Source organism: Bdellovibrio sp. HCB290, from assembly GCF_047305925.1.
Taxonomy (GTDB): Bacteria; Bdellovibrionota; Bdellovibrionia; order Bdellovibrionales; family Bdellovibrionaceae; genus Bdellovibrio.
On record NZ_CP178620.1, the window covers coordinates 2,875,725 to 2,899,656 of the forward strand.

Below are 23,932 nucleotides of genomic sequence, written 5' to 3' on the forward strand. Positions count from 1 at the left end.
AGTGAAGCTGTCTGAAGTCATTGGGACCGAGAATCGATTCTTACTGGGCTGCTGGAGTGTAGCTGTATTTCTGGTTTTGATATTGGGATTTGTCCTGAGCTCAGACCCAGTGAGTATTCTGGGTGTCGCGGAGTCACGCGAGTTTCAGGTCAATTTTGACAGTCCCGTTGAAATCAAGCACATCTATGTTTTACCAAGTCAGATCGTCCACAAAGGCGATTTATTAGCCGAACTAGGCCAATCTGAATGGGAATCCCAGTTACGGGTTTTAAAAAGCCGCTATGATAAACTGAATGCAGAAATGCACCTGCGCCAGCAACTGGCCGGAGTCGTAAAGGACTTGGGCCATCTGGCTCGGCAGGCCGATCCTTTATTGGTGGATCTTGAAGATACGCGAAAAGAAATAGCCTTGATCGAAGGCCGCATGAAAAATCTTTTCGTCTTTGCTGAAGTTGACGGCGCCGTTGGTGCCGTGAACTTTAAAAATGGAGAACAGGCACCCGCTTTTGCTCCATTGATCACTTTGGTCCCCCTGAATCCCACTTATGTAAATGGATATATCAATGAAAACCTGTCCTCCACCTTGGCCGTGGGCCAGATGGTGGAAGTCAGTTCCACTTCAGGCAAAGTCGTGCGCGGTTCAGTGGTTAGCATCGGTTCACGCATTGTACAGATTCCCGAGCGCTTGCTACGAATTCAATCGCTGGTTGCCTGGGGGAGAGAAGTCGTGATCAAGATCCCGCGTAACAATGAATTTCTGTTGGGAGAGAAAGTCTTTGTTCAGAAAAAATGGAGTCTTTCCTTCCTGAACATGGCTCACGCTGATGAAGCCAGATCCGGATCAGATATCCCTCAACAGGCTCCTCGAGAAATGGATATCCCGTTAAATATCGTTGAGACGTACAAGCCCGAAATGTCAGGGGTTGTGTTCGTGCCAGAGCTTAAACAATTTGTTTTGGTCTCAGATGACTATCCGGAAGATCGCCCGGTTTTGTTTTTGATGAATGAACAGGGACAGATTCAGCCGCATCAAATTCCAGTGAGCGGACTGTCTGCTATGGCTGATATCGAGTCTGTCTCTGTGCAAGGTGATAACATGTATTTGCTGAGCTCCCTTTCAGCCACAAAAAAAGGAAAGCTGAAAGAGGAAAGACAGCTTTTCGCGCAAATCAAACGCACCGGTCTTCGCTATAATGTTGAACACTATGTGGACCTGCGCAAACCTCTTTTGCAGGCTCTTAAAGACTCCCGCGATCCAGTTTTGAAATCCATCTATGATGCGGATTTGGCGACGACCAAAGAGGGTTTTGAAGTCGAAGGACACACTGTCGACAACAAGGATTTGTACCTGTCTTTGAAAGGTCCTGTCATTAATCGCAATGAAGGTCTAATTTTAAAAGTATCTAACTTTGCTTCAGTCTTTGAGGGCACATTGAAGTCAGACCAAGTTACCTTGGCAGCGCGCTTTGAAATGAAACTGCCCCACCAGGATGTTGAACTGGTGCTGACAGATTTAATCAGACAAGGCGATAAGTTTTACTTAGCTTCCACGTGCAGAGGAGCTTCATGCAGTGCCATTTGGACGGTGGATGCCGTCAGTGGTCGATCTGAATTGTTGCATGAATTCCGCATGCGCCACCTTGAAGGTTTGGCCATCCATCCGGAAAACCATCAGATGTTCGCGGTTTTTGATAGTAAATCGTCAAGTCAGTATGCTGTTGTAAGCCTTGCCGCAGACAAAGGAACTCCCTGATGTTCTTTAGCTGGCTCCTGGTAGCGGGAATTTCCTCATTTGCGGTGACGCCGGAGCAGGTATTGAAAACAGCCTGGTCGGATTCGGCTTATACATCGCAAGAAGAAATGCGCTCTACAGATACCAGCAATCCTTTGCGTAACGTCGAAGGTTTTGCCAGCACTGAAACCGAAAACAAAAAGAACGAATACGAAGTGGGATTGAAATTTCAGTTTCGCTCCTGGCCTGAATGGAAATTGGGGTCAGCTCCCGAATCGGGTCGAAAAGTTCTGAAAGATGCCTCGCTCGCTTGGGCTCTGCATGAACGCTACTTGAACCTGATTTCATTTGAAATCAGTCGACAAAAACAGTCGCTCTTACAGAGTTCTTTGGTGCTGTCCGAGGGTTATCTGAAGGCGCAAAGTCTATCCTTGCGTGCGGGCCGTGCCTCGACCAAATCATTCTTGGGTGCACAAGGTGACATCTATAAACTGAAGCGCCTGGAAAACGTCATTACTCAAGAAAACCAATTGGCAGCCAAGAAAATCAAACACTGGGTGCCTGCTTGGTCGGAAAACTCTTTAGAGGGTTTTGATTTACTGAGTGTGCAGGAGGTGGTGAATTCCGTCGGCACTATTCCGCCACCAGCAACTTCGCTGACGGCGCGAATTTCCCAGACTGAATACACCGACTACAGCCGCGAACTGGAAATTCTGCGCGGCCGCGAAGATCAATGGATCAAAGGACTGCAAGTATCACAAACTCACAAAGACGAAGATATCGGTTATAAGGTAGAGTTGACAGTGCAATTGCCAGGTTTATGGTCTGACGATCTTTCCCGACAAAAACAGAATGAGTTAATCCTGAAAAAAGCCCTGAAACAAAAAGAAGTGGACGACAGTAAAGACCGCCTTCTAAGCTTGAAAAATCAAATTCTGAATCTGGCAGGACTTTACAAAATGTCCAGTGCGGGTCTTAAAGAAAGCGGCAAAATCAAAGGCGCTGACACCTTGTCCTCCCTGGAAAACCGCTTACTGCAGGAGCAAGGAGAAATGGATCTGTTAAGCCAGCACCAAGAGATCCTGACTTTGTTTGTCGACTATCTTCTGGAAAGTGAACGACTGGCCGCGGAACCCACGAAAAACCATCTAAGTAAATCCCTGAAAGTGGTGGCCTTGTGAGCGGCCCGGTCTCCCCGCTTGCCTTAGAGAGGTACGAGCTGAAATACCTGATCCCCGCCTCACTGGTAGAACCAATTTCCCGATTCGTGGAAACATACTGCGAGATGGACTACTACTCGACCGTTTCCCCTGATAAACACTACACCATCAACAGTCTTTATCTGGATACACCAAGTTTGTACCTGTTGCGCTTTAAAGAATCCGCGAACGCGTTTAATTTCAATATGCGCATTCGCTCTTACGGTGACAACCCCAAGCCGCCCTATTTTTTTGAAATCAAATACAAGCTGCAAGAGTTTGTGCGCAAGAAGCGCGCCTTGGTTCACGAGGAAAACTGGTCAGACATTCTGGAGTGGGGAAACATTCCGGATCATATACAAGGCAGCTCCCGTGGAAACCTGGAAGAATTCTTGCGCGTAAAGATGTCCTACAACACCGCACCCGTGATACTGACCCAATACCGTCGCAAGGCTTATCTGTCTGTGGTCGACGACTATGCGCGAGTCACCTTCGACAGGGATTTGCGCTATCAGGAAATGAACGACTGGTGTGTACGACCCGACGAGCAGTTATTAAGCCATTACGATCATCCGGAATCCTTTGAAGAACCAGGCTGCAATGTCATTCTGGAATTAAAGTGCGAAAAAAAAATCCCCTATTGGATGGTAGATCTGATTCGCCACTTTCAGTTGGAGGGCGGATCCTTTTCAAAGTTCGGAAACTCTATGATGACTCATCTGGGAGTGCCCGAGGTTATGTCCCAGGGTGCTTTGTATCTTTGATGATAATAAATTCACCATTTTATAAGCTTATTTAAATTATATAATAACTAATAACTTCGCTTACTTAACTATAGTTTATAACCCGTCAGCTATTAATTTATTTACTTCATAGCAAATCGAATATCGCTCCGTTTGGCGCCTCGCTTTATTATTCAGGCCACCCTGATCATATAAAGAAAAATAAGACGTAAAGGAAAATTTAAATGAAGCTTTCTAAATTTGTTGTACTTGCGAATCTCAGTTTTTTCATGACTGCCAACCTTGCGCTTGCCGGTGGCGGTGGTGGTTGCAGATCTATTCAGCCAAATAAAAATCTATTCAGCTGCCAGATTAGCTCAGTGGAATACGTTAATCAGATAGCGTTGGATCGCGACTATCAACCCAACATCATCTATGGCGGCCGTGAAGATCTTCAAAATGCACTAAAAACGGTGGGAACAACTTTGTTTTTTATTGGTGGTTCGCAGAATGATGTCACCGGCCCAGAAAATGAGAATTCATGCCCGGTAAACGTGGATGAACAAACTCGGATCTATAACATTGTCATCCCCATGGAAAAGATGTTACCCGAGAAACTCCTTAAATATAACAAAACGCTGGGACTCTATGGTAGCGAGGCAGGCATTGTTTCTCAAGACTCGCACTCCTTCGACAGCAATATCTTTTCAGAATACAATTGGCCGTCAACACACCCTGTGGACAACCCATTCCGAGTTGAATACACATTTTTGAAAGTTTCACGAAATCCAGGAGAATCACAAGCAACCCTGGAAGTTAAGCAGAGCTATTTTTCCAAAACTGATCGTGAAAAAAAAGGTGAATCAGTTATTCGTGCAAGCATGAACTGTGATTTGTAAAACGGCCCGCCTTTTAGCCACCCAATAGTGATACAGTGCAGAACCGATATCGGTTCTGCACTGCTTCCGTAAGTAGGACCTGGCACCCTATAGGGCTTCGTCGCCGACGGCGGCGAAGGCTTGGCGGGTTTTTTCGCGGACTTCGTCGCGTTTTCTGAAGCGATCCATTAGTGAGTACACGCATGGAACGACGAACAACGTTAGGATTGTGGAAACTAGTACCCCACCAATCAGACACAAGGCCATCGGGCGCATGGTTTCAGAGCCGGCACCTGTCGCAGTCGCTGAAGGAACTGCGGCGGCGATGGTCGCAATTGACGTCATTAGGATTGGGCGAAGACGAATCGGACAAGCTTCAATCAAAGCTGCATTCGCTTCTGAAGTTCCGCGGTCACGAACCGTATTGGTGAACTCGATCAAAAGAATCGAATTCTTTTTCACGATACCCATCAATAGCAACAACCCGATCATCGAGTACATGTTCAAAGACTGACCCGTGATCAGAAGCGCAAAGAACGCGCCCGAGAAACTGAATGGCAAGGCCATCAGAATAGTCACGGGATCAATGAACGAGTTAAACTGCGACGCCAGAACCATGTAGGCAATAACCAAACCCATGATCAATGCAAAGATCAAACTTTGGAAAGACTCTTTGAAGGTCTTAGATGAACCCTGTTGCTCGATCATATAGCCAGGCTGCAAAGTGCCTTTCGCGATTTTATCGATTCGCTCCATCGCTTCTTGTTGGGAAGCGCCGTCTTTTAAGTTCGCAGTGATCGTAATCGCGCGCTGACGGTTGGAACGCGAGATACTCTGCAACGCCTTGGTGGTTTCCTGCTTGGTGACTCTATCAATTGGAATCAGGTTGGCATTCGAGTTTCCGATCAACAGTCTTTTGATCTCAACCATCGCGTCTTCTTTTTTGGTATCAAGCTGCACTTTGATATCATAGCGATGCCCGCCTTCAGGATACTCCCCGGCTTTCACACCACCGATCAAGGCACTGACTGTCGTTCCAATAGAAGCCACACTGACACCGTGCTGAGCTGCCGATAGGCGATCCGGTTTCACTTGAATTTCCGGCATACCCAACAGGTAATTGGAATCCACGTCGACCATCATTCCGGTTTTAGTCATCTCGTCCATGATTTTTTGAGAGTAGCCTGCAAGCTTTTCCCAATCAGAACCCATGACGGTGAACTCAATCGGATAACCACGACCGCTGGAAAATCCACGCTGGGACATATCCATCAGAATCGGGCGCACATCTGGAATTTTCGCAAAAGCTTCACGAACCACCTGCATAAATTGCTGCTGACTTAAGCGCTTGCCGGTTTTTTCATCCTTAGGACGCTCTTTGAAATCCTTCATGGTGATAAACATCATCGCGGTATTCGCGTCAGAGATACCTCCACCGAAACCACCGATACTTGCAAAGACCTGTTTAACCTCAGGACGGGCTTTTAACCACGCTTCAGCTTGTTTGACCTGCTGGTCGGTGTAAGCCAGGGAACTTCCCACTGGCAAAACGATACGCGCCAGGAAAATACTTTGATCCTGTGCTGGTGACATTTCTTTCACCAGGAATTTGATGGAAACGAAAGACAGCGCCACAAACACCATCGAGCCAGCAATCACCGTCCAGCGGATGTTCAAAGATTTACGCAGCCATTTTTCATAGCCTATTTTCAAGCTTTCCATGAAAGCTTCAAAGGCTTTTCCGATTTTTGTCGTGCGCTCGCCGTGATGAACGAAGCCCGCACAACGCATTGGCGTGATCGTCAATGATTCCACCAGCGACAGGAAGACTGCGATGGAAATCGTCACCCCGAATTGCATAAAGAACTTACCGATGATGCCTTTCATGAAAGCCACCGGAAGGAAGATCGCGATAACCGCAGCGGTTGCTGCCATCGCGGCAAAAGAAATTTCACGAGAGCCCAAGATGGCTGACTCGATCTGCCCCCTACCATCCTCGTTATACCTGAATATATTCTCCAGAACCATGATGGCATCGTCGACGACGATACCAATCGCCAGGGTCAGACCCAACAAAGTGAAAGTATTCAGAGTGTAACCCAGGAAATACAAACCAATGAATGCGCCCAGAAGTGATGTCGGAATGGACAGCAAAACGTTAAAGGTCGCAGACCAAGAGCCTAAGAAAGCCCAACACACCAAAGACGTCAAAATCACCGCAAGAATCAAGTGATGAGTCAGCTCGCCCACGGATTTTTCAATGAACTGCGTACTGTCAAAGTTCACGTGAATCTTCATACCTTCAGGAAGCTGTGACTGAATTTCTTCGGCTTTGGCTTTGACGGCTTTCGCAACCGCTACTGCATTGGTACCACGTTGCTTACGAATACCAAGCCCCAGCGCCGCTTCACCATTGAAGCGAGAGATACGAGTAATCTTATCAAGCCCCATGCTGACATCAGCCACCTGGCCGATTTTCACCATGTTGATGGAGTCTGACATCTGTTTACCCGCACGCTTGCTGATAACGATGCTTTCAAACTCATCGATAGTTTTTGCTTCACCCATCGTGCGCACGTTGTAATTGCTTTTTGCAGTTTCAATGTAACCACCCGGTTCTTCCGAGTGCTCTGCTTTGATGGCATCAATCACGTCATTAACGGAAATATTGTACTGCGGAAGTTTTTTGGTATTCACGAACACGCGCAAAACTGGATCCGTGTAACCACCCAGGAAGATATCGCCGACACCATCCACGGTAGTGAAACGATCTTTCAGATAATCGCGGGCGTATTTCATCAGAAATTCCAGATCGCCCTTATCGTAAGTCAGTGCGAGCCACAAAATCGGCTGATCATCGGGATTGGTTTTTGAAATTGTCGGAGCATCCACTTCATCAGGAAGCATTCTTTGCGCACCGGAAACTTTCGCCTGCACGTCTTGCAAAGCCAGATCGATGTTACGATCCAGACTGAATTCGACTGTAATTGTTGCAGAGCCGGTTTTACTGGAAGAGGTGATGCTTTGGACCCCTTCAACACCCATCAAGGCACTTTCTATAACATCTACAACCTGCGTCTCCATTACTTCTGGTGCTGCACCATCCAAAGTAACGCTGACCGAAACGGTCGGAAAATCCACATCCGGCAACTGGCTTAGACCCATCCTGGAAAAAGAGATCAATCCAAAGATCATCAAGCCAAACATCAACATCCACGCAAATACTGGATTCTTGATGGAAATATCCGAAATTCTCATCCCCAACTCCTTGGTCCTAAAACATCCAAACTAGTGTAGCAAATCAATGACAGTTCGCACATGTACAATTGTGAGGACGCGACTTTGATTTGACACTTGTTCCTAAGGACAACTAAGCAATACTTAGGCAGCTAATCAACCATTGACATGCCTGCTCTGAGAGACTAATTATGACCGCACTTTTGCCGCCTCGGAGGCTCTATGAAATTCACTCGCATGACGAGTACTCTTTTGTTCGTTTCCCTATCAACTTTCACAGCTGTAAGCTGGGGCCAAGCCACTTCCATTTCTTTGCGTGATGCTGCTTTGGCCGAGACCAAAGCCAAAGGCACTGCGACTTCTTCCGCAACTGACGCTCAAACGGGAATGTTGGTTCTTAAAGATCCAAAACCTGAAATCGTATCCCGTCCTTGGCAATACATCGCGGGCTTCACGGCTCAACAATTTCAGGCTAAAGGTTCTGTAACGACAGACGCTTCAGGAACTTTTGATCTTTCCCAAAACGGTCAGACCTTCATGCCTGGTTTGATGTTGGGTGTGATGAGTTCTGAATGGAACTTGAAGAATGTTTTGATCAGCGGCGGTCTTCGCTTCAACGGTTCCCTGGCAACACAAAGTGTTTCCGCAGTCATGCCTTCAGGTGTGGTTGTTGAAGATGCTCGCTTGAACACATCTTTACTTTCCGGCGGAGTGGTCTTGAGCCTTCGTCATGCGAAACTTGCGTGGGTTGCGGTTACTGTAGCTCCGCAATACGGCACAGTTAACTACACTCAATCCTCTAACAATGATTTTGCGAAATTCTCTAAACAGGCTTCTTACGACGCAATCAACTATGGTTTGGATTTCCGTTTGACGAAAAAATGGTCTGTATTCACAGAATGGTCACAAAGAGAATTGCGTGATAAGACTGAAATCGCACTACAAAAAGACAACTTTGAATTAGGAACTAAAGTATCATGGTAAAAAAAATCATCCTGCTTCTTTGTGCAGCCTCGACGGCGCTGGCTCAACAGCCAGTGGCGCCGGCAAATGTCATCACACTTTCCCAAAAGAAAGTGGCGGAGTTGGCTTTGCAACAGGGTTACCGCACGAAAGAAGTGAATCTAGCTTACCAACAACAAAAATTTCCATTGGTCCAAACGCTTTCCGCTTACGACTGGCAGATTAATGCTTACACAGGTTACGAGCTGGACAAACGCGCCCAGCTTCTGACTTCGCAAACAATTGATCCACACAATAAAATTGAACGCTACGATACGCTTTTGCAGTTTGGGAAAAGATTCACAACGGGTACCGCAGCGACACTTGAACTGAACCGCCTTTCTCAAAGCGCAAGCTATGATACGGCGTTGGGTTCAAATGTGCCTCCGGGAAACCAGACACTGGATCGCGCCGGCATTCTTTTGGAACAAGCTATTTTGGGTAACTTCTTTGGTGTGGCCGATCGTGGTATCGTTAACGCTGCTGAAGAGACCTACAAAGCTTCAGAGATCCTTCGCGCGAATGATCTGGAAAACGTGGTATTGGATGCTATCAGCCAATTCTGGTCAGCCTTTATTGCTCAAGAAAATTTCAAAGAGGCTGTTGCTGCCCGTGACCGTTATAAAAAATTGACGGACACAGTTCGCAGAAAAACTTCTTTGGGTTATTCCAACCCGGGCGACTTGCCACAAGCACAAGCCGAACTTGAAGCTCGTGAGCAAATCGTTAAAGCCGCTTCCACGGATTACCTGGCTTCAGTAGAGAATCTTTTGACGTCTTTGGCTTTGGATCCAAAATCCGAAGTTAAATTTGAAATGACGACGGCATTGCCGGCAATTCCAAGCCTGCCACCGATTAACACAGAAGATCTGCGCCAGATCCGTTCGCAAAAACTATTGGTTTCTGCAGCTGACGAAAATCTGACAGCCGCAAAATCCCTGTCCTACCCGACATTAAATTTTGTGGGCCGCGCGTACACGACAGGTGTGGGTGAAAAGTCTGAGGATTCATACTCGGAACTGACTGGTGGTTCCCGTCCGGATTACTACGTGGGTTTGAAATTTGCGTATAACTTTGGCTCAGATTTCCAAAATGAGCGCATTGTTTACAACAAGCTGAACCGCGACCTTCAACAAACACGCCTGGACCGTGCACAACTTGAAGTTGTGGACACCAATATCCAGGCCGAGCGTAAAGCTCAGGCTGCTTACTCGATCGCCCAAAGCGCCGAGAAGCAAAAAACCTACAGCGAGAAAGCTGTGAGCGAGCTCAATCGCTCCTACTCTCAGGGTAGAACCGATATTAATAACTTGATCCAGGCTCTTAACAGTCAGTTCGCCGCACAAATTAAATACATCACGGCGGTAGGCAACTACCACATCGCGCTGAACCAATGGGCCGCTTCAAGAGACGAACTTATTCCTGACGATAAAACTCCGTCAGAAGAAAAGAAATAGGCAGGGGAATTTATGTTGAAAAAACTAATCTTGGCATTGACGGTTTTGTCTCTGGCAGCTTGCGCGTTTAACAACGACGACAACGGCTCTGACAACTTCAATAAAAAGCTGAACGATGACAATCAGCGTTCTGCTGAAATCTTCCGTAAAGTGGAAGGTTCTTACCAAGGGAACATGATCCGCGAAAATGGTGCAACAGAGATCGTTCAGATTTCTTTGCTACTTTTGAACATCAACACGGGTACTAACACTGACGGTTCTGCAAAAATTCAGCACATGCAAAAAGCGGCTTACACACGTGTATCCCCGGCTTCTGCTCCGTTGACTGACATGGATGTAGCCTATGTTCCTGAAACGGGAACTTTGAACATTTTGAATTCCAAAGCAGTAACCAATGATGACGTGCAATCCATCATCGCCACAGTTCAAGGTGGTGTCATCACGGGGACTGTTAAATCCCGCACAGGCATCATCGGTCGCATTTCTTTGAAATTCATCATCGGTGGTTCTTCCAATGATGGTAATGGTTCTGACGAGCAGTACTACAATCGCTTGCGTGAACAGTACACAGCAATCTCTGGTACATACTTGGGCTGCGTGATCTCGACTAAGGAAGTTTCTCAACGAATCCCGAGCTATAAAGGGAAAATCAAATTGTCGATCTTCGAACAAAAAGTGGGCACAAACCCTGCTGACAATACGACGATCCCAACTTTGGTGGGTTCTTTCACAAGAAATTACGACAAGAACGATTTCTTGAAAGCGGATCTTTCTGGCATCTACCGCAGCGACTTCGTTCCAGCGACTCTAAGCCTGACTGGTACTTACCCTGCACAAAACAACGGTTATTCCACGGTCTTCAAAGGTACTTTGGCGAATGGTGAATACACTGCTGACTTCATGAATGCAAAAGGCGGTATCGAAGGCCAAATGTACTTCAAAAAGGGTCAAAACTATCCAGCGAAGTGCGCAAACGTATCTCGCTAATCCTATCCTGATTACAGTCTGAAAAACAAAAAACCCAGCTCTCGCAATAAGCTGGGTTTTTTATTTAAGATTTTTTAGGTAATCCAGGATCACATTCGAACGACCACGAACTAAAACTGTGGGGTTCCGTTTTTCAAAGCTTTGGGTGTAAGCCGGATCATAGTAATACCTTAGCAGCTTTTCGATCCAAGCCCGATTCCGATCCAGCTTTTGATGATTCAAATAATCCTGTTCGCAAAGTTCAAGATCCCCCAGTATTTCCTGGGTTCTTAGACCACCCAGTTTGCGAGAAATCGTTTTGATCGCATTCTGAAATTTGGCAAATTCGCTCAAGGCTGCTTCCACGTTCTGACTGCCGATGGCCGTATTGACGACATAGTCGTTGTAGATGTTTTCAACTCGCAGCTCGAAAGGCTCTTCGAGGTATACCAATGATGAAGCCCTCATCTGCGTGAACAGGTTTTCCGGAATGGCACAACGGCCAATCAAGCGGCTCTCGTCTTCAATCACTATCTTGGAAGCACTCTGCTTCTCTTCCAACTTCAAATACTCCACCGCGATCGCATGCTCAAAATCAATCTGAGAGGGCTGAGCCTTGGCCGTAGCGCCAAAAGCAGATCCGCGATGCTGAGCCAAAGCCTCCAAATCAATCGTCGGAAGAAAGTGTTTCACCTGATTTAAAATAGTGGTTTTGGCGCTGCCTGTAGGGCCTGACAGAATAAGCAGAGGTTGTTGCGAACACTGATCAACAGTTTCACGCAGAAACTGTCTGGTGGCTTTATAACCACCTTCAATCAAGGGGCGATCCACTCCCATTTCAGAGAGCCAGCGCTGGGTGATTTTAGATCTAAGTCCCCCACGAAAACAGAATAGAACTGTGTTGGGATTTTCCCGAATATAGCCGGCCCATCCGCGCAGACGGGCCTCTTTTACTTCGCCAGAAACCAGTTCATGCCCTAAGACTAACGCAGCTTCACGGCCAGAATTTTTGTATGTGGTTCCAACTGCTGCTCTTTGAGCATCGTCCATAATCGGCAAATTGACGGCGCCAGGCAGTGTGCCCGAAGCGAACTCCACCGGAGCTCGAACGTCAATTAATGGAGTTTTCTCAAGAAACAACTTCCTGAGATCCGCCGACGTGAGGTTAGACAAAAGCGACTCTTTTCACAGAGGCTGGCGTGACTTCACCGATAACGCTGGCATGGGCAAATTTGGATTTAATTTCTTTTACCAAAGAATCTGCCTGATCACGGCGTACGGAAAGCAACAGACCGCCACTGGTTTGCGGGTCATGCAAAACAGTTCTTTGCAGCGGGGATAGTATACCGAAGTCGACATCATTCTCGGTGTATTGCGCGTTGGTACGATGGGCTTTCGTTAAAAAGCCTTTTTCCAAAAACGTCATAACGTCACGGAATACAGGAAGTGCTTCATAGTTAACCTTAAGGCTGACTTCACTGGCTTTCGCCAATTGCATGCTGTGTCCAGAAAAAGCGAAGCCGGTAATATCGGTCGCCGCATGAATAGCACTTTTAGAAGAATCACTTAAAAAATCCAGGATGTTATTCAATGTCGCCATACTTGCAGTGGCTTCAGAGATATCACTTTCTGATACTTCCCGGCGTTTCAAAGCCGCAGTCATTGTGCCCGTACCAAGGGCTTTCGTAAGAACCAGCAAATCACCCGCCTGGGCTTTGTTGTTGGACCAAACTTTTTTAGGATTCACAAATCCAGTCACCGACAAGCCAAATTTTAAAGTGTCATCATCAATCGAGTGTCCACCCACGAAATTAGCATTGGCTTCAGCGATAATGTCACTCGCACCCTGCATAACATCAACGATTACAGAGTCCGGCATAGTAGCCACCGGAAATGCCAGAATTCCCATTGCCGTCTTCGGCAATCCACCCATCGCATAGACATCGCTCAGCGCGTTCGCTGCGGCAATTCGTCCAAACAACCGGGGTGTATCCACAATGGGAGTGAAGAAATCCAAAGTCTGAACCATCGCCACATCGTCAGTAACTTTGTAAATTGCGGCGTCATCAAAAAGCCCACCATCAACCAACAATTCATTGTGAGGCTTTGGAAAAGTCACATTCTGAAGGATTTTTCTAAGTTCGGAGGCCGCCACTTTGGCAGCACATCCGCCCTTTTGAACTGTTTGGGTCAGAGCAATTGATTCGCTTTGCATATCTTACCGCACTTTCTAGGATTTGCCTTCCAGCTCGCTCCAGCGGGCGTAAAGGCGTTCGATTTCCGCTTGCGTGCTTGCTATCTGATTGTAAAGTTCTTGCACCTTCTTAGGGTTGCTGGCGACATCGGGAAGCATACTTTGCGTTTGCGCGGCTTGAAGCTTTTCCTCAAGTCCTGCAATGGTCGCTTCCATGTTTTCCAGCTCAAACTTTTCTTTAAAGCTTAACTTCTTTTTACCACCAGAAACGGCTTTGGCTTCTTGTTTTTCTTCCTGTTTTTTTGCAGCTTCTGCTTCCTTCAAATCATCAAACCACTCTTCCCATTGCAGGAAGCCGGCAAAGCGCTCCATCGTCGTGTTGCCATCCGGGTTCTTATGAAGGGCGATAATTTCCTTAGCGACCTGATCCATGAAGTAACGGTCATGAGTTACCAGAATCACAGCGCCACTGAAGTCGCGCAAAGATTCTTCCAATACCGCCAGAGTCTGCACATCCAGATCATTCGTCGGCTCATCCAGAATCAAAACCTGTGCTTCATTCAACATCAACTGAGCGATTCGCAGGCGTGCCTGCTCCCCGCCTGATAGTTTTTCAACAGGCATGTCCATTTGCTGACGGTTGAACTGGAATCTTTCCAGATAACTGCGCGCATAGACGTAAGATCCCTGATAGTGAACATAGTCCCCATCCGGGCAGATATTTTTCAAAACGGATTTCTGAGGGCTCAAAGTCTCACGGTTCTGCTCAAAGTACGCGACCTTCAGATTTTCAGCGCGCTTCACTTCACCCATGTCTGGAGTTTCGGTTCCCAGCATGATGCGAATCAATGTGGACTTACCAGAACCGTTATCACCCAAAAGGGCCATACGGGTTTTTGGATTTACCAGATAAGAAAAATCCTTGAACAGAATACGGTCATCGTAAGCTTTTGTGATGTGAGAAAGCTCGATCAACTTCTGCGGATTACGATCGGCGTCTTTAAATTCAATTTTTACGGTGCGATTGGCATTCTTGGCGACCAGGTCCCCAACATCGTCTTTCAACGTATGAGCACGATCAATACGGGCTTTTTGCTTGGTCAAACGGGCTTTAGTACCCCGGCGAAGCCATTCGGTTTCACGACGAAGAGTGTTCTTCATCGTAAGCTCTTTAGCTTCCTGTCCTGCCATCATCAATTCTTTGGATTCAACATAGGCCGAGTAATCGCCCACAGTCGCGAAAAGGTAATTTGGATTTTTGGGATCCAGATCGAAAATCTTATTGGTCACGCGCTGAAGGAACAAACGGTCATGCGTGATAATCAAGGTCGCAAACTGCGCCTTGGCCAAAAATTCTTCCAGCCACATGATGGAACTTACGTCCAAGTGATTCGTCGGCTCATCCAGAAGCAATAGTTGCGGTGATTGCACCAGCTCACGCGCCAATGCGACACGTTTTCTCCAACCCCCAGAAAGATCTTCCACCAGGAAGGTATCGCCAAATTGGGAAAGCTCTAAACGCGCCATCCACTCATACGCTGGCCCAATAAACTCGCCGTAATCCAGATCACCCATGATCGCATCCAAAATAGACACGCCCGGAGTAAACGTCGGAGTCTGCGCAAGGTAACCGATCTGCAAGCCCTTATTCATAGTGACATCGCCACCATCAGGCTTCATCTGACCGGAAATAATTTTTAAAAGAGTGGATTTGCCGGCCCCATTCGGGCCAACCAAACCAATGCGGTCGCCTTCGTCAATCCCCAGACTGACGTTTTTAAAAAGAGTTTTTCCCGCAAATGATTTTTCAAGCTTGTACGTACTAAGTAAAGGCATGCCCCAACCTAGTCTGAAACCAGGTTTTCTACAAGTCTGGTCAGAGAATTTCTTCGGTCAGGATGCCGATCTTACCGGTATTCAGCACCACTTCCAGGCGCTGATCCATTTCCAATTGCAGCATTTTCGACAAAGCCCCAAAATTGTTGCCCACCTGATTGGCAGCGGCACTTAAAATGATTTCTGCCAGAGGCATCAATTTCGGCACGGGATTACCACCGACTTTCTCACATTCCGCCACTGGCGAGACCACGGAATGCTTCCGGCAGACCGCCGGGCGATTTTCATAATTTCGGCAGGCATTGTCTGCTCCCAAAAATACACAGCGATTGCTTGGAACGGCCCCTTGGGCCCACGCTTTATCCAAACGTTCACGAGCAGACATTTCGCGCAAACGAACTGAATCCAGTGCAATCCCCTGCGCCACCGAATCTGCCAGAATCGCAGCGTCATCACTGGTAATTTCAACTTCCAGATGACAGCAAGCTCCGCAGCCTTTTTGACATGTTGTTTTAATGTGCGCGCTGGCCAATTCTTGTTCGTGCAAAAGTTCATGCACTTTTCTTCCACGCTCCTGCCCGGGAGCGAGCTTAGCCAAAAGATCGTAGTAATGAAGCAGTAACCGCTCCACTTCACGTTCGAAACTTTCGAACTCTTCAGCGACCAGAATATTTTGGTAGTTTGCTAACAATCCGCGAAGCTGAGGAGTTTTAATCATTCATTCACGGTAGCACGGTATTGAAGTGCAGATGTCACAACCCCGACAATTCGGACCTAGGTCAACTGACGGCAACTTCCTGATGTCGTGTGGCTAACATTTGTAGATAGTCCTCGCGGTCGATCAAAACGCCGCCCATCTGCGCCACAACGGGCGTGACCATTTGTACGTCGATCCATTCGTGTCCTTGCGCCGATAAGTACTCGACCAAAAACCACAATGCGAGTTTGGAAGCGTTGGGCTTTTTATAGAACATACTTTCGCCACTAAACACGCCTTCAACCAGTACTCCGTAAATTCCACCAATCAGCACATTGTTTTCCCGAACCTCGATGGACAGGCAATATCCGGCGCTATTGAACTCATGATAGGCCCGCTTCATCACCGGTAAAATCCAGGTGCCATCTTGGCCGGGACGAATTTGGTGCGCACATTCGGCCATCACGTGATCAAAATCTTTATTCACAGTGTAACTGATTTGCGGATTTTTCTTTCTGAAACGTTTTAAACTTTCAGGGACGCGAAATTGATCAAAAAACAAAACACCGCGCTTTTCCGGGGAAAACCACAGCATTGGAAAGCCCACTTGGGGCCAAGGGAAAATACCTTTCGAGTAAGCGGTATACAAAGTTCCAACATCCAACTTTCCACCGACGGCCAAAATTCCTTCGGCCATCGAATCGCGGGGATCCGGAAAATCTACAGAGGACTGAAACCTGGTCAAACTTACTTTCCTTTTTTTGCCTTATAAGTCAGGCGGTATATAACACCGGCTTTATCGTCAGAAATCAGAACAGATCCATCTTCCATGACTTCCACATCAACAGGTCTGCCCCACGCGTCGCCCACTTGCAACCAGCCCTCAACCAAGGGTTTTACAGAGGTGATTTTGCCATTTTCAACTTTGGCAAAACCCACCATATACCCTTGAGGCACACTGCGATTCCATGAACCACGTTCAGCATAAATGATACCGCCTTGGTATTCAGAAGGAAACATTTTCCCGTTATAAAATCGCATGTCCAAAGCAGCTACGTGAGCCCTCAACTCGGCCTCGGGTGCTCTATAGTTCTTGCAGTCTTTGCCCTTGCCAAATTCTTTATCCAAGATGTTTTTCCCGTGACAATATGGGAAGCCAAAGTGTTCGCCGACCTTTGTTAGAAGATTGATCTCGTCAGGCGGCAGATCATCACCCATCCAATCACGCCCGTTATCTGTGAACCACAAATCCTTGCTAACAGGATCCCAGTCAAAACCAACGGTGTTGCGCACACCTTCCGCAACAACCTCTTTAGAAGTACCATTCACATCAATGCGATAAATGCGCCCATACTCTGTGCCCATATCGCAGATATTGCAGGGAGCCCCGACTGGAACATAGAGCTTGCCATCCGGACCGAAGCGAATGAACTTCCAGCCGTGACTAGCGTTCTTAGGAAATTTCTGCGACAAAGTTCTGATGGGTTTTTGTGGTGCCATGATTTCAGCCGGAACGTTGAATTCCAGAATTTCCGCGATCTGGGCCACATAAAGTTTGCCGTCTTTAAAGGCAACACCATTGGGCGTATTGAGCTTTTCCGCAAAGATCTGGGCTTTTCCATTTTGTACAAGATAAACATTGTCATCAGAGCGATTACCGATGAAAAAGCGCCCTCCCGGAGCCTGCGCAATCGATCGTGCATCAGGAACTGTCGCCCACACCGAGATTTCAAAACCCGGTGGCATTTTCAATTTATTTATAGGCAAATCCTTGGCGGCCCAGCCAAGTCCACTCCACAACAAACTGGCAACTATCAAAAATATAAAGCTCTTCATATTTCCCCTTTTGCTCCCAGAATTTTATCCAGATGCAGCTCTTCAACGCAAATCCCATACTTATGGTCTTTAGCACGTAAAAGCCGTGAAGGTTGGCGAAATGGAAACTTCTATTTCGTCGTTTTTTTGCCTTCAAGAATGGCTTTATTCAACTTTTCAATGATGGCATCAGGGACTTTCTTACTGCAAATAATATGGCGACTGTTATCGATAGGAAGATCTGGTAAATTTAAAATTACAAAATCACTTTCAGAAAGTTTTTGTTTCTTAAAGACATAGTTTTTTTCCGACTCGGGCATAAAATAGTAATCCACACGCCCCGACTTCACTATTTCCAGAAGGTTCACGGTCCCAACCTCGACGGGGAATGTAGTCACCTTGTGTTTAACTATCATCGAGTCAAGATAAGCTCCCATGGAATAGTTCATGCGCGCCAGCAGCTTAAGTTTTGGATTTTTCAGAATTTCTTCCGCCGTGGTGGTCTTGGGGTCGATAGTACCTTTATGACCGATCAGCACCCAGGGGCCATCTTCCTGAACCGCCTCCGTATATTTATATTTCTTGATTCTTTCAGGAGTTCGAAACCATCCCGCAGAACAATCAAGTTCGTGGCCGGACTCTAGCAATGCCAGTTGCCGAAGAGGCGGGTTTTCTACCAACGTGTATGGAATCCCCGCTTTTTCAAAGGCTTTGATGGTAGGCTCGCCGACCAGTCCCTTGATCGCCCCCTTAACTTTACTAGTAAAAGGCTCCCTGACGTTATATCGCAGGATGATCTGAGGTGTCTGTGGTGTCTGTGCCAAGGACTCCAACCCTCCAAAAAGTATACTGAATGAAAAAATTAAAAAGAGTTTCTGTTTTATCTGAATGTACATCCTAGAGCGCTCCCAGGCAGATATCACACTTTCCACAGGGAGTTTCATGCTTGTGCCCGAAGTAGTGATAGATGTAGTTCATCCGGCATTCTTTGTCTTGTGTGGCCCAGCGAACCATTTCCAGCAGCTTTGAATTTTGCGCTTTCAAAATCACCGGACCGTTTTCGGCAGCGAACTGCTCAGCCGTAGGCGCCTGGACACATTGATACGGAAACGGATCATCGGACTTTTGCAGACAACCCCAGCGTTCCAAAATATTGACAGCAGCTTCCGCGCGGAAATCGCGGCGATTTCGAAAGTTCATTTGTTCTCTTAGGAAATCAAATTTTTCCTGATTCACGCGCAGTCTGTTTTGCTCGATCAAATCGTAAATCTTCGCAATGAACTCGGGATCGGGATGCGACCATTTTAGAAACTCCATCTGAATGCTGACATCGTCCTGGTCATACAAAAGATGACAAAACGACTCGACACCATCGCGCCCCGCACGACCGACTTCCTGAAAATAGCTTTCCAGAGCACTGGGAATTTCAGCATGCACCAATAGGCGCACATTGGATTTATCAATTCCCAAACCAAATGCCGGCGTCGCAAGCATCAATGGAGAATCCTCAGCGATAAAAGCTTTTTGATTGCGTTTGCGATCCTGGGGCGATAGGTCGCCATGGTAAACCAGATGATTGACTCCGGCACGACTCAGTTCGGAAGAAATTTTGCGCAAAGTCTGAATCAACGAACAATAAACAATCGCCGATCCCGGCTGCTGATAACGAAGACCGATGATCGCACGAATCTTGTCGTCGATGCCGTACAAATCATGCACTCGCAGCGCCAGATTCGGCCGTTCGATCCCGGCCGAGATAATTTCGGCATCGGGAATATTTAATTTCGAAAGAATATCTTTTTGCACTTCTGGAGTTGCAGTGGCAGTCAACGCCAATGTCGGAGGGTTGCCCAACATGGCCCGGAACTCTCCCACGCGCGAATAATCGGGACGGAAATCATGCCCCCACTGGGAAATACAATGGGCCTCATCCACCGCTAAAAGTTGAATTTTGCGTCCCTCAATGGCTTTTAAAAATTCCGGCTTGCGAAAACGCTCGGGCGTCACATATAGAAGTCTAAAGTCACCTTTGGCGATACGATCCTGGCGCGATTCGCGCTCATCCCGCGTTAAAGTGGAGTTCAGGCAAGTCGCCGGAATCCCCAGATCTTTGGCTTTCAAGACCTGATCCTGCATCAATGCAATCAGCGGGGAAATGACAATAACGAGACCTTCTCGGATCTTTGCGGGGAATTGAAAACACAGGGATTTTCCCATTCCCGTGGGCATTAATGCGAGCAGGTTTTCATCTGCCCACACTTTACGCAAAATCGCTTCTTGTTCGCCCCGAAAAGCGCTAAACTCAAAATTCCTTTTCAGGAGATCGTGGAGGTCCATCATGCCACCAAGCTTACGCTAACCCAGCCCCCAGAGGTACGCCGTACCTTTTGAAATGCAATGTGTCATTGTTATAGGCTGGGCCCACCATGCGAATCTTATTTTGCATCTATATGTAATTGATGATAATTCGAGTACTTTCAAATTAGTAACTAAGACTTAAACGACCAATAAGAAGGGTAATATTATGTCCAAAAAGTGGAATATTGATATGGTCAGAAACATCGGTATCTCGGCTCACATCGACTCGGGAAAAACGACTACTTCTGAGCGTATTTTGTTCTATGGAGGCCGTATCCACGCTATCCACGAAGTTCGTGGTAAAGACGGCGTTGGTGCAACGATGGACTCCATGGATCTAGAGAGAGAAAAAGGTATCACAATCCAGTCTGCGGCGACGCAAGTTCACTGGAAAGATTATACTATCAATTTGATCGATACACCGGGGCACGTGGACTTCACAGTTGAAGTTGAGCGTTCTCTTCGCGTTCTTGACGGTGCGATCCTATTGTTGTGCGGTGTTGCCGGCGTTCAATCTCAATCCATCACTGTTGACCGTCAAATGAAACGTTACAGCGTTCCTCGTTTGGCATTCGTTAACAAATTGGATCGCCAAGGTGCGAACCCATACCGTGTAACTGATGCTTTGATCGAAAAATTGCGTTTGAACGCAGTTATGATCCAAATCCCAATCGGTTTGGAAGATCAACACAGAGGTCACGTTGATTTGACTGACATGAAAGCTTACATCAACGAAGGCGACAGCGGTGAAAACGTTGTAGTTGCCGAGATCCCACCGGATCTAGTTGATACAGCTAAAAAATACCGTCAAATCATGATCGGTAAATTGGCTGACGTAGATTCTGCTATCGAAGAGAAATTCTTGATGGAAGAAGAACCAACGACTGAAGAAATCCGTGCGGCTATCCGTAAGGGTACAATTTCTTTGAAATTGGTTCCGGTTCTTTGCGGATCTGCTTTCAAAAATAAAGGTGTTCAACGTTTGATGGACGCGGTTACTTATTATCTTCCTTCACCTGCTGAGAAAAAAGAGCAAGCTCTTGATCTTAACAACAATGAAGAGAAGTTCGATTTGTTCCCAGATCCAGCTAAACCATTGGTTGCTCTTGCGTTTAAACTTCAAGAGACTCCATTCGGTCAGTTGACATACATGCGCGTTTACCAAGGTAAAATGGGCAAAGGTGATTTCATCATCAATCAAGTGAACAAGAAATCTGTTAAGATTCCTCGCTTGGTTCGTATGCACTCAGACAAAATGGAAGATATCGAAGTATCTTACGCTGGTGACATCGTTGCATTGTTCGGTATCGACTGTGCTTCTGGTGACACTTTCTGTGACGACAAAATTCAGGCGTCCATGCAGTCTATGCACGTTCCAGATTCAGTTATCTCTTTGGCAGTTGCTCCTAAGGACAAAACTGCAGCGAATAACTTCTCTAAAGCGTTGCAAAAATTCCGTAAGGAAGACCCTACTTTCCGCGTTCACCGTGACGAGGAATCAAATGAGACTATCATCTCTGGTATGGGTGAGTTGCACTTGGAAATCTACGTTGAGCGTATGAAGCGTGAATTCAACTGTGAAGTTATCGTTGGTCAACCTCAGGTTGCTTACCGCGAGACTATCTCTGCTGAAGCTGAATACGATTACACTCACAAAAAACAAACCGGTGGTTCTGGTCAGTACGCGAAGATCGTGGGTAAAATCCGCCCTCTTCCTGCTCAAGAAGACGGTTCTGTATTCAAATTCTCTAACGACGTTGTTGGTGGTCGTATTCCTAAGGAATTCATCCCAGCTGTTGAAGAGGGTTTCAAAGAACAAACTGTTAAAGGTCCATTGATTGGTTTCCCAATCGTTGGTGTTGAAGTTGTTCTTGAAGACGGCGCGTACCATGACGTCGACTCCTCATACATGGCGTTTAAAATCGCTGGTATGGCGGCTCTTCGTGAAGTTTACGCTGCTGCAAAACCAACAGTTCTTGAGCCGATCATGAAGCTTGAGACTGTAGTTCCAGACGAATATCAAGGTTCAGCGGTTGGCCAAATCAACCAACGCCGTGGTACTATCGTTGGTACAACTGCATTCGATGGCAACTGTGTTATCGAGGCGGAAGTTCCATTGACAGAAATGTTCGGTTACTCAACTGACCTTCGTTCTGCAACTAAAGGTAAAGGTGAGTTCTCTATGGAATTCGCGAAGTACGCTCCAGTACCTCGTAATATCCAAGAAGAGCTTGCTAAGAAATACCAAGCTAAGCGCGCAGCTGAGCAGAAGTAATTCTTTCTCTCTCTTGAGATTTCGAAGCCTCGGTGGAAACACCGGGGCTTTTTTTTGCCTTTTTTCCCTGGGCTTCGGGGCGAGCCGGGGCCTATCTATTTGTGTTGGTATAAAAAACTTGGGTAGAGAAACCGTTGTGGAGGCCTACGCCGAAGGAGCGGTAGCTTTGGTTTAGGATGTTGGCTCGGTGCCCGGGGCTTTCCATCCAGCCTTGGACTACTTGGGAGGGGGCGTAGCCTTGGGCTATGTTTTCTCCGCAGCCTGAGGAGAGGCCGAATCTGGTGCAGCGACTGTAGAAAGACTCGTCGGGTCTGGTGTGGTCGAAGTAGCCTCGGTCGCTCATGTCTTTGCTTTGTTCGAATGCCATTTGTGTGCAGGCCTGACAGTAGGCTAATGCTGCGAGGCCGTTTGCGACTCGTTGAGTGTTGGTGGCTTTGAATACCAGGCAGGTATTCGCATCCATGCTGTAGCAACCGTCAGTACCGGATGGAGGAGTTGGATCAATGACTGTGCTTCCTCCGCTGCTGCCCTGATTGGAGCTGCCTTCGTTCGCGCCATTGGAACTTGCAGCTACTAAGCCGCTGTTGCCGCAGGCTGCGAGAGAAATCATATATAAGGCTAAAAACAGTATCCGCAAATTCATGCCTTTAGAGTATCTGGTTCAGAGTGATTTGCGGGAAAGTTTCCGCTCGCATTCTCACCCTGAATCTTAATCTCTATTTGATTGCCCAAAAGCTGCTCATTTTAGAGAAACTTCTTAATACTGGAAACTCAGTAGTAGAGATGACGAGGCAATCGTGCCTTCATTTTTAGAGGTTCCAGAGGAACTTGACATATTTAACTCGGTCAATGCGGAACGCCCTAAGATTTCGATCACGAAGTTTTCACCTATAAACCAGCCTACTCCCAAATGTGCTCCGATACCGTTTTTTACTTCTACTGTACCAAACGAAAGAGGTGGAGGTTGAAAAAAGACGAAGCTATAATTTAATGCCAACGGAATAAAGAAAACCTCCCAACGGTAAGCGGTGCCCACATAAAGATTCTGTGCCTGGTATTTTGAACCCGCTAATGCTGTGGTCGATGAAATTCCATTTATGGTGGCCATTTTGAAGTCTCGTTGTCCGGTGTATTCATAACCGCTGACAAACCCCCAACTATTTTGTGGAGTTCTCCAGGCCGTCAATGAAAATGAGGCGGAGCCTTTGTAATCAAGCTCCACATTATTATGATAGGTATTTCCAGTGGAGGTTTCCGTGTCTGTACCTTCTAACTTCACCTGTAGCTGTGGACTATAACCCAATCCTACACCGAATCTCCAATCGGACTTTTTTTCAGAATCCATCTGCGCATTTGCGATACCACTAACTATTAAAACTAAAATCAGAACCTTCAATTTCATGTAACCCCCTTTAGTTAAATAATCTAAAGTTTGTTTGATGAAAATCAGTTCTGATTTCTTTGGACTATGGTCCCGCAGTAAAGCGCCTCAATGTGGGAATGCTTGAAAGACTTAACAATTTTTTTTGTTCAGATGAATTTAAATCTGTTTAAACGTATCCCA

19 protein-coding genes are annotated in these 23,932 nt (G+C 46.8%); 8 read left to right on the top strand and 11 right to left on the bottom strand.

Annotation, left to right across the window (positions count from 1 at the left end; translation table 11 throughout):
* Position 1 precedes the first annotated feature (1 nt).
* The 4 genes from ACLVWU_RS14110 (at position 2) to ACLVWU_RS14125 (ending at position 4,552) form a co-directional block, all read left to right on the top strand.
* The gene (locus ACLVWU_RS14110) at positions 2-1,753 is read left to right on the top strand and encodes an HlyD family secretion protein (protein ID WP_413575465.1); all 1,752 of its coding nucleotides are present in this window, start codon (positions 2-4) and stop codon (positions 1,751-1,753) included.
* Positions 1,753-2,913 carry a hypothetical protein gene (locus ACLVWU_RS14115; protein ID WP_413575466.1) on the top strand — a complete coding sequence of 387 codons (1,161 nt, stop codon included), beginning with the start codon at positions 1,753-1,755 and terminating at the stop codon, positions 2,911-2,913. The genes ACLVWU_RS14110 and ACLVWU_RS14115 overlap by 1 nt, the downstream gene beginning before the upstream one ends.
* Positions 2,910-3,695 (top strand): VTC domain-containing protein, encoded by a 786-nt coding sequence (locus ACLVWU_RS14120; protein WP_413575468.1) that lies wholly within the window; start codon positions 2,910-2,912, stop codon positions 3,693-3,695. The genes ACLVWU_RS14115 and ACLVWU_RS14120 overlap by 4 nt, the downstream gene beginning before the upstream one ends.
* A 203-nt stretch (positions 3,696-3,898) precedes the next feature.
* Positions 3,899-4,552, top strand: a complete 654-nt coding sequence (locus ACLVWU_RS14125; protein WP_413575469.1) for a hypothetical protein — start codon at positions 3,899-3,901, stop codon at positions 4,550-4,552.
* 87 nt (positions 4,553-4,639) lie between these two features.
* Here ACLVWU_RS14125 and ACLVWU_RS14130 read toward each other — a convergent pair whose 3' ends face one another.
* A complete protein-coding gene (locus ACLVWU_RS14130; protein ID WP_413575470.1) occupies positions 4,640-7,789 on the bottom strand; it encodes an efflux RND transporter permease subunit in 3,150 nt (1,049 codons plus the stop codon).
* A gap of 201 nt (positions 7,790-7,990) precedes the next feature.
* On the opposite strand from ACLVWU_RS14130, the gene ACLVWU_RS14135 reads away from it, so the two are divergent.
* From ACLVWU_RS14135 to ACLVWU_RS14145, 3 genes are read left to right on the top strand one after another with little or no spacing between them, the layout of a single operon-like run.
* Entirely contained in the window at positions 7,991-8,752 is a 762-nt protein-coding gene (locus ACLVWU_RS14135) for a hypothetical protein (protein WP_413575472.1), read from the top strand.
* Positions 8,746-10,227: a TolC family protein gene (locus ACLVWU_RS14140; RefSeq protein ID WP_413575473.1), complete on the top strand. Its 1,482-nt coding sequence runs from the start codon at positions 8,746-8,748 to the stop codon at positions 10,225-10,227. The genes ACLVWU_RS14135 and ACLVWU_RS14140 overlap by 7 nt, the downstream gene beginning before the upstream one ends.
* Positions 10,228-10,239: 12 nt before the next feature.
* Positions 10,240-11,214 carry a hypothetical protein gene (locus tag ACLVWU_RS14145; protein WP_413575474.1) on the top strand — a complete coding sequence of 325 codons (975 nt, stop codon included), beginning with the start codon at positions 10,240-10,242 and terminating at the stop codon, positions 11,212-11,214.
* A 60-nt stretch (positions 11,215-11,274) separates the two neighbouring features.
* Here ACLVWU_RS14145 and mnmH read toward each other — a convergent pair whose 3' ends face one another.
* The 8 genes from mnmH to ACLVWU_RS14185 form a co-directional block, all read right to left on the bottom strand.
* Positions 11,275-12,366 carry a tRNA 2-selenouridine(34) synthase MnmH gene (mnmH, locus tag ACLVWU_RS14150; protein ID WP_413575476.1) on the bottom strand — a complete coding sequence of 364 codons (1,092 nt, stop codon included), beginning with the start codon at positions 12,364-12,366 and terminating at the stop codon, positions 11,275-11,277.
* Entirely contained in the window at positions 12,359-13,408 is a 1,050-nt protein-coding gene (selD, locus tag ACLVWU_RS14155; protein WP_413575477.1) for a selenide, water dikinase SelD, read from the bottom strand. The genes mnmH and selD overlap by 8 nt, the downstream gene beginning before the upstream one ends.
* A 15-nt stretch (positions 13,409-13,423) precedes the next feature.
* Positions 13,424-15,223, bottom strand: a complete 1,800-nt coding sequence (locus ACLVWU_RS14160) for an ABC-F family ATP-binding cassette domain-containing protein (protein ID WP_413575479.1) — start codon at positions 15,221-15,223, stop codon at positions 13,424-13,426.
* A 40-nt stretch (positions 15,224-15,263) separates the two neighbouring features.
* Positions 15,264-15,941 (bottom strand): YkgJ family cysteine cluster protein, encoded by a 678-nt coding sequence (locus ACLVWU_RS14165; protein ID WP_413575480.1) that lies wholly within the window; start codon positions 15,939-15,941, stop codon positions 15,264-15,266.
* A 61-nt stretch (positions 15,942-16,002) separates the two neighbouring features.
* Positions 16,003-16,665: a leucyl/phenylalanyl-tRNA--protein transferase gene (aat, locus tag ACLVWU_RS14170; protein ID WP_413575481.1), complete on the bottom strand. Its 663-nt coding sequence runs from the start codon at positions 16,663-16,665 to the stop codon at positions 16,003-16,005.
* 2 nt (positions 16,666-16,667) lie between these two features.
* The gene (locus ACLVWU_RS14175) at positions 16,668-17,756 is read right to left on the bottom strand and encodes a PQQ-dependent sugar dehydrogenase (RefSeq protein WP_413575482.1); all 1,089 of its coding nucleotides are present in this window, start codon (positions 17,754-17,756) and stop codon (positions 16,668-16,670) included.
* A 110-nt stretch (positions 17,757-17,866) separates the two neighbouring features.
* Positions 17,867-18,559, bottom strand: coding sequence for a substrate-binding periplasmic protein (locus ACLVWU_RS14180; RefSeq protein ID WP_413575483.1), 693 nt, complete (start codon positions 18,557-18,559; stop codon positions 17,867-17,869).
* Between the two features lie 73 nt (positions 18,560-18,632).
* Positions 18,633-20,075 carry a RecQ family ATP-dependent DNA helicase gene (locus tag ACLVWU_RS14185; RefSeq protein WP_413575484.1) on the bottom strand — a complete coding sequence of 481 codons (1,443 nt, stop codon included), beginning with the start codon at positions 20,073-20,075 and terminating at the stop codon, positions 18,633-18,635.
* A gap of 184 nt (positions 20,076-20,259) precedes the next feature.
* Between ACLVWU_RS14185 and fusA the strand changes: the two genes are divergently transcribed.
* Positions 20,260-22,368 (top strand): elongation factor G, encoded by a 2,109-nt coding sequence (gene fusA / locus ACLVWU_RS14190; protein WP_413575485.1) that lies wholly within the window; start codon positions 20,260-20,262, stop codon positions 22,366-22,368.
* 91 nt (positions 22,369-22,459) lie between these two features.
* Here fusA and ACLVWU_RS14195 read toward each other — a convergent pair whose 3' ends face one another.
* Both ACLVWU_RS14195 and ACLVWU_RS14200 read right to left on the bottom strand, forming a co-directional pair.
* Complete coding sequence (locus tag ACLVWU_RS14195) at positions 22,460-22,978, bottom strand: CAP domain-containing protein (RefSeq protein WP_413575486.1); 519 nt, start codon at positions 22,976-22,978, stop codon at positions 22,460-22,462.
* Positions 22,979-23,125: 147 nt separating this feature from the next.
* Positions 23,126-23,770 (bottom strand): hypothetical protein, encoded by a 645-nt coding sequence (locus tag ACLVWU_RS14200; RefSeq protein WP_413575487.1) that lies wholly within the window; start codon positions 23,768-23,770, stop codon positions 23,126-23,128.
* Positions 23,771-23,932: the final 162 nt, after the last annotated feature.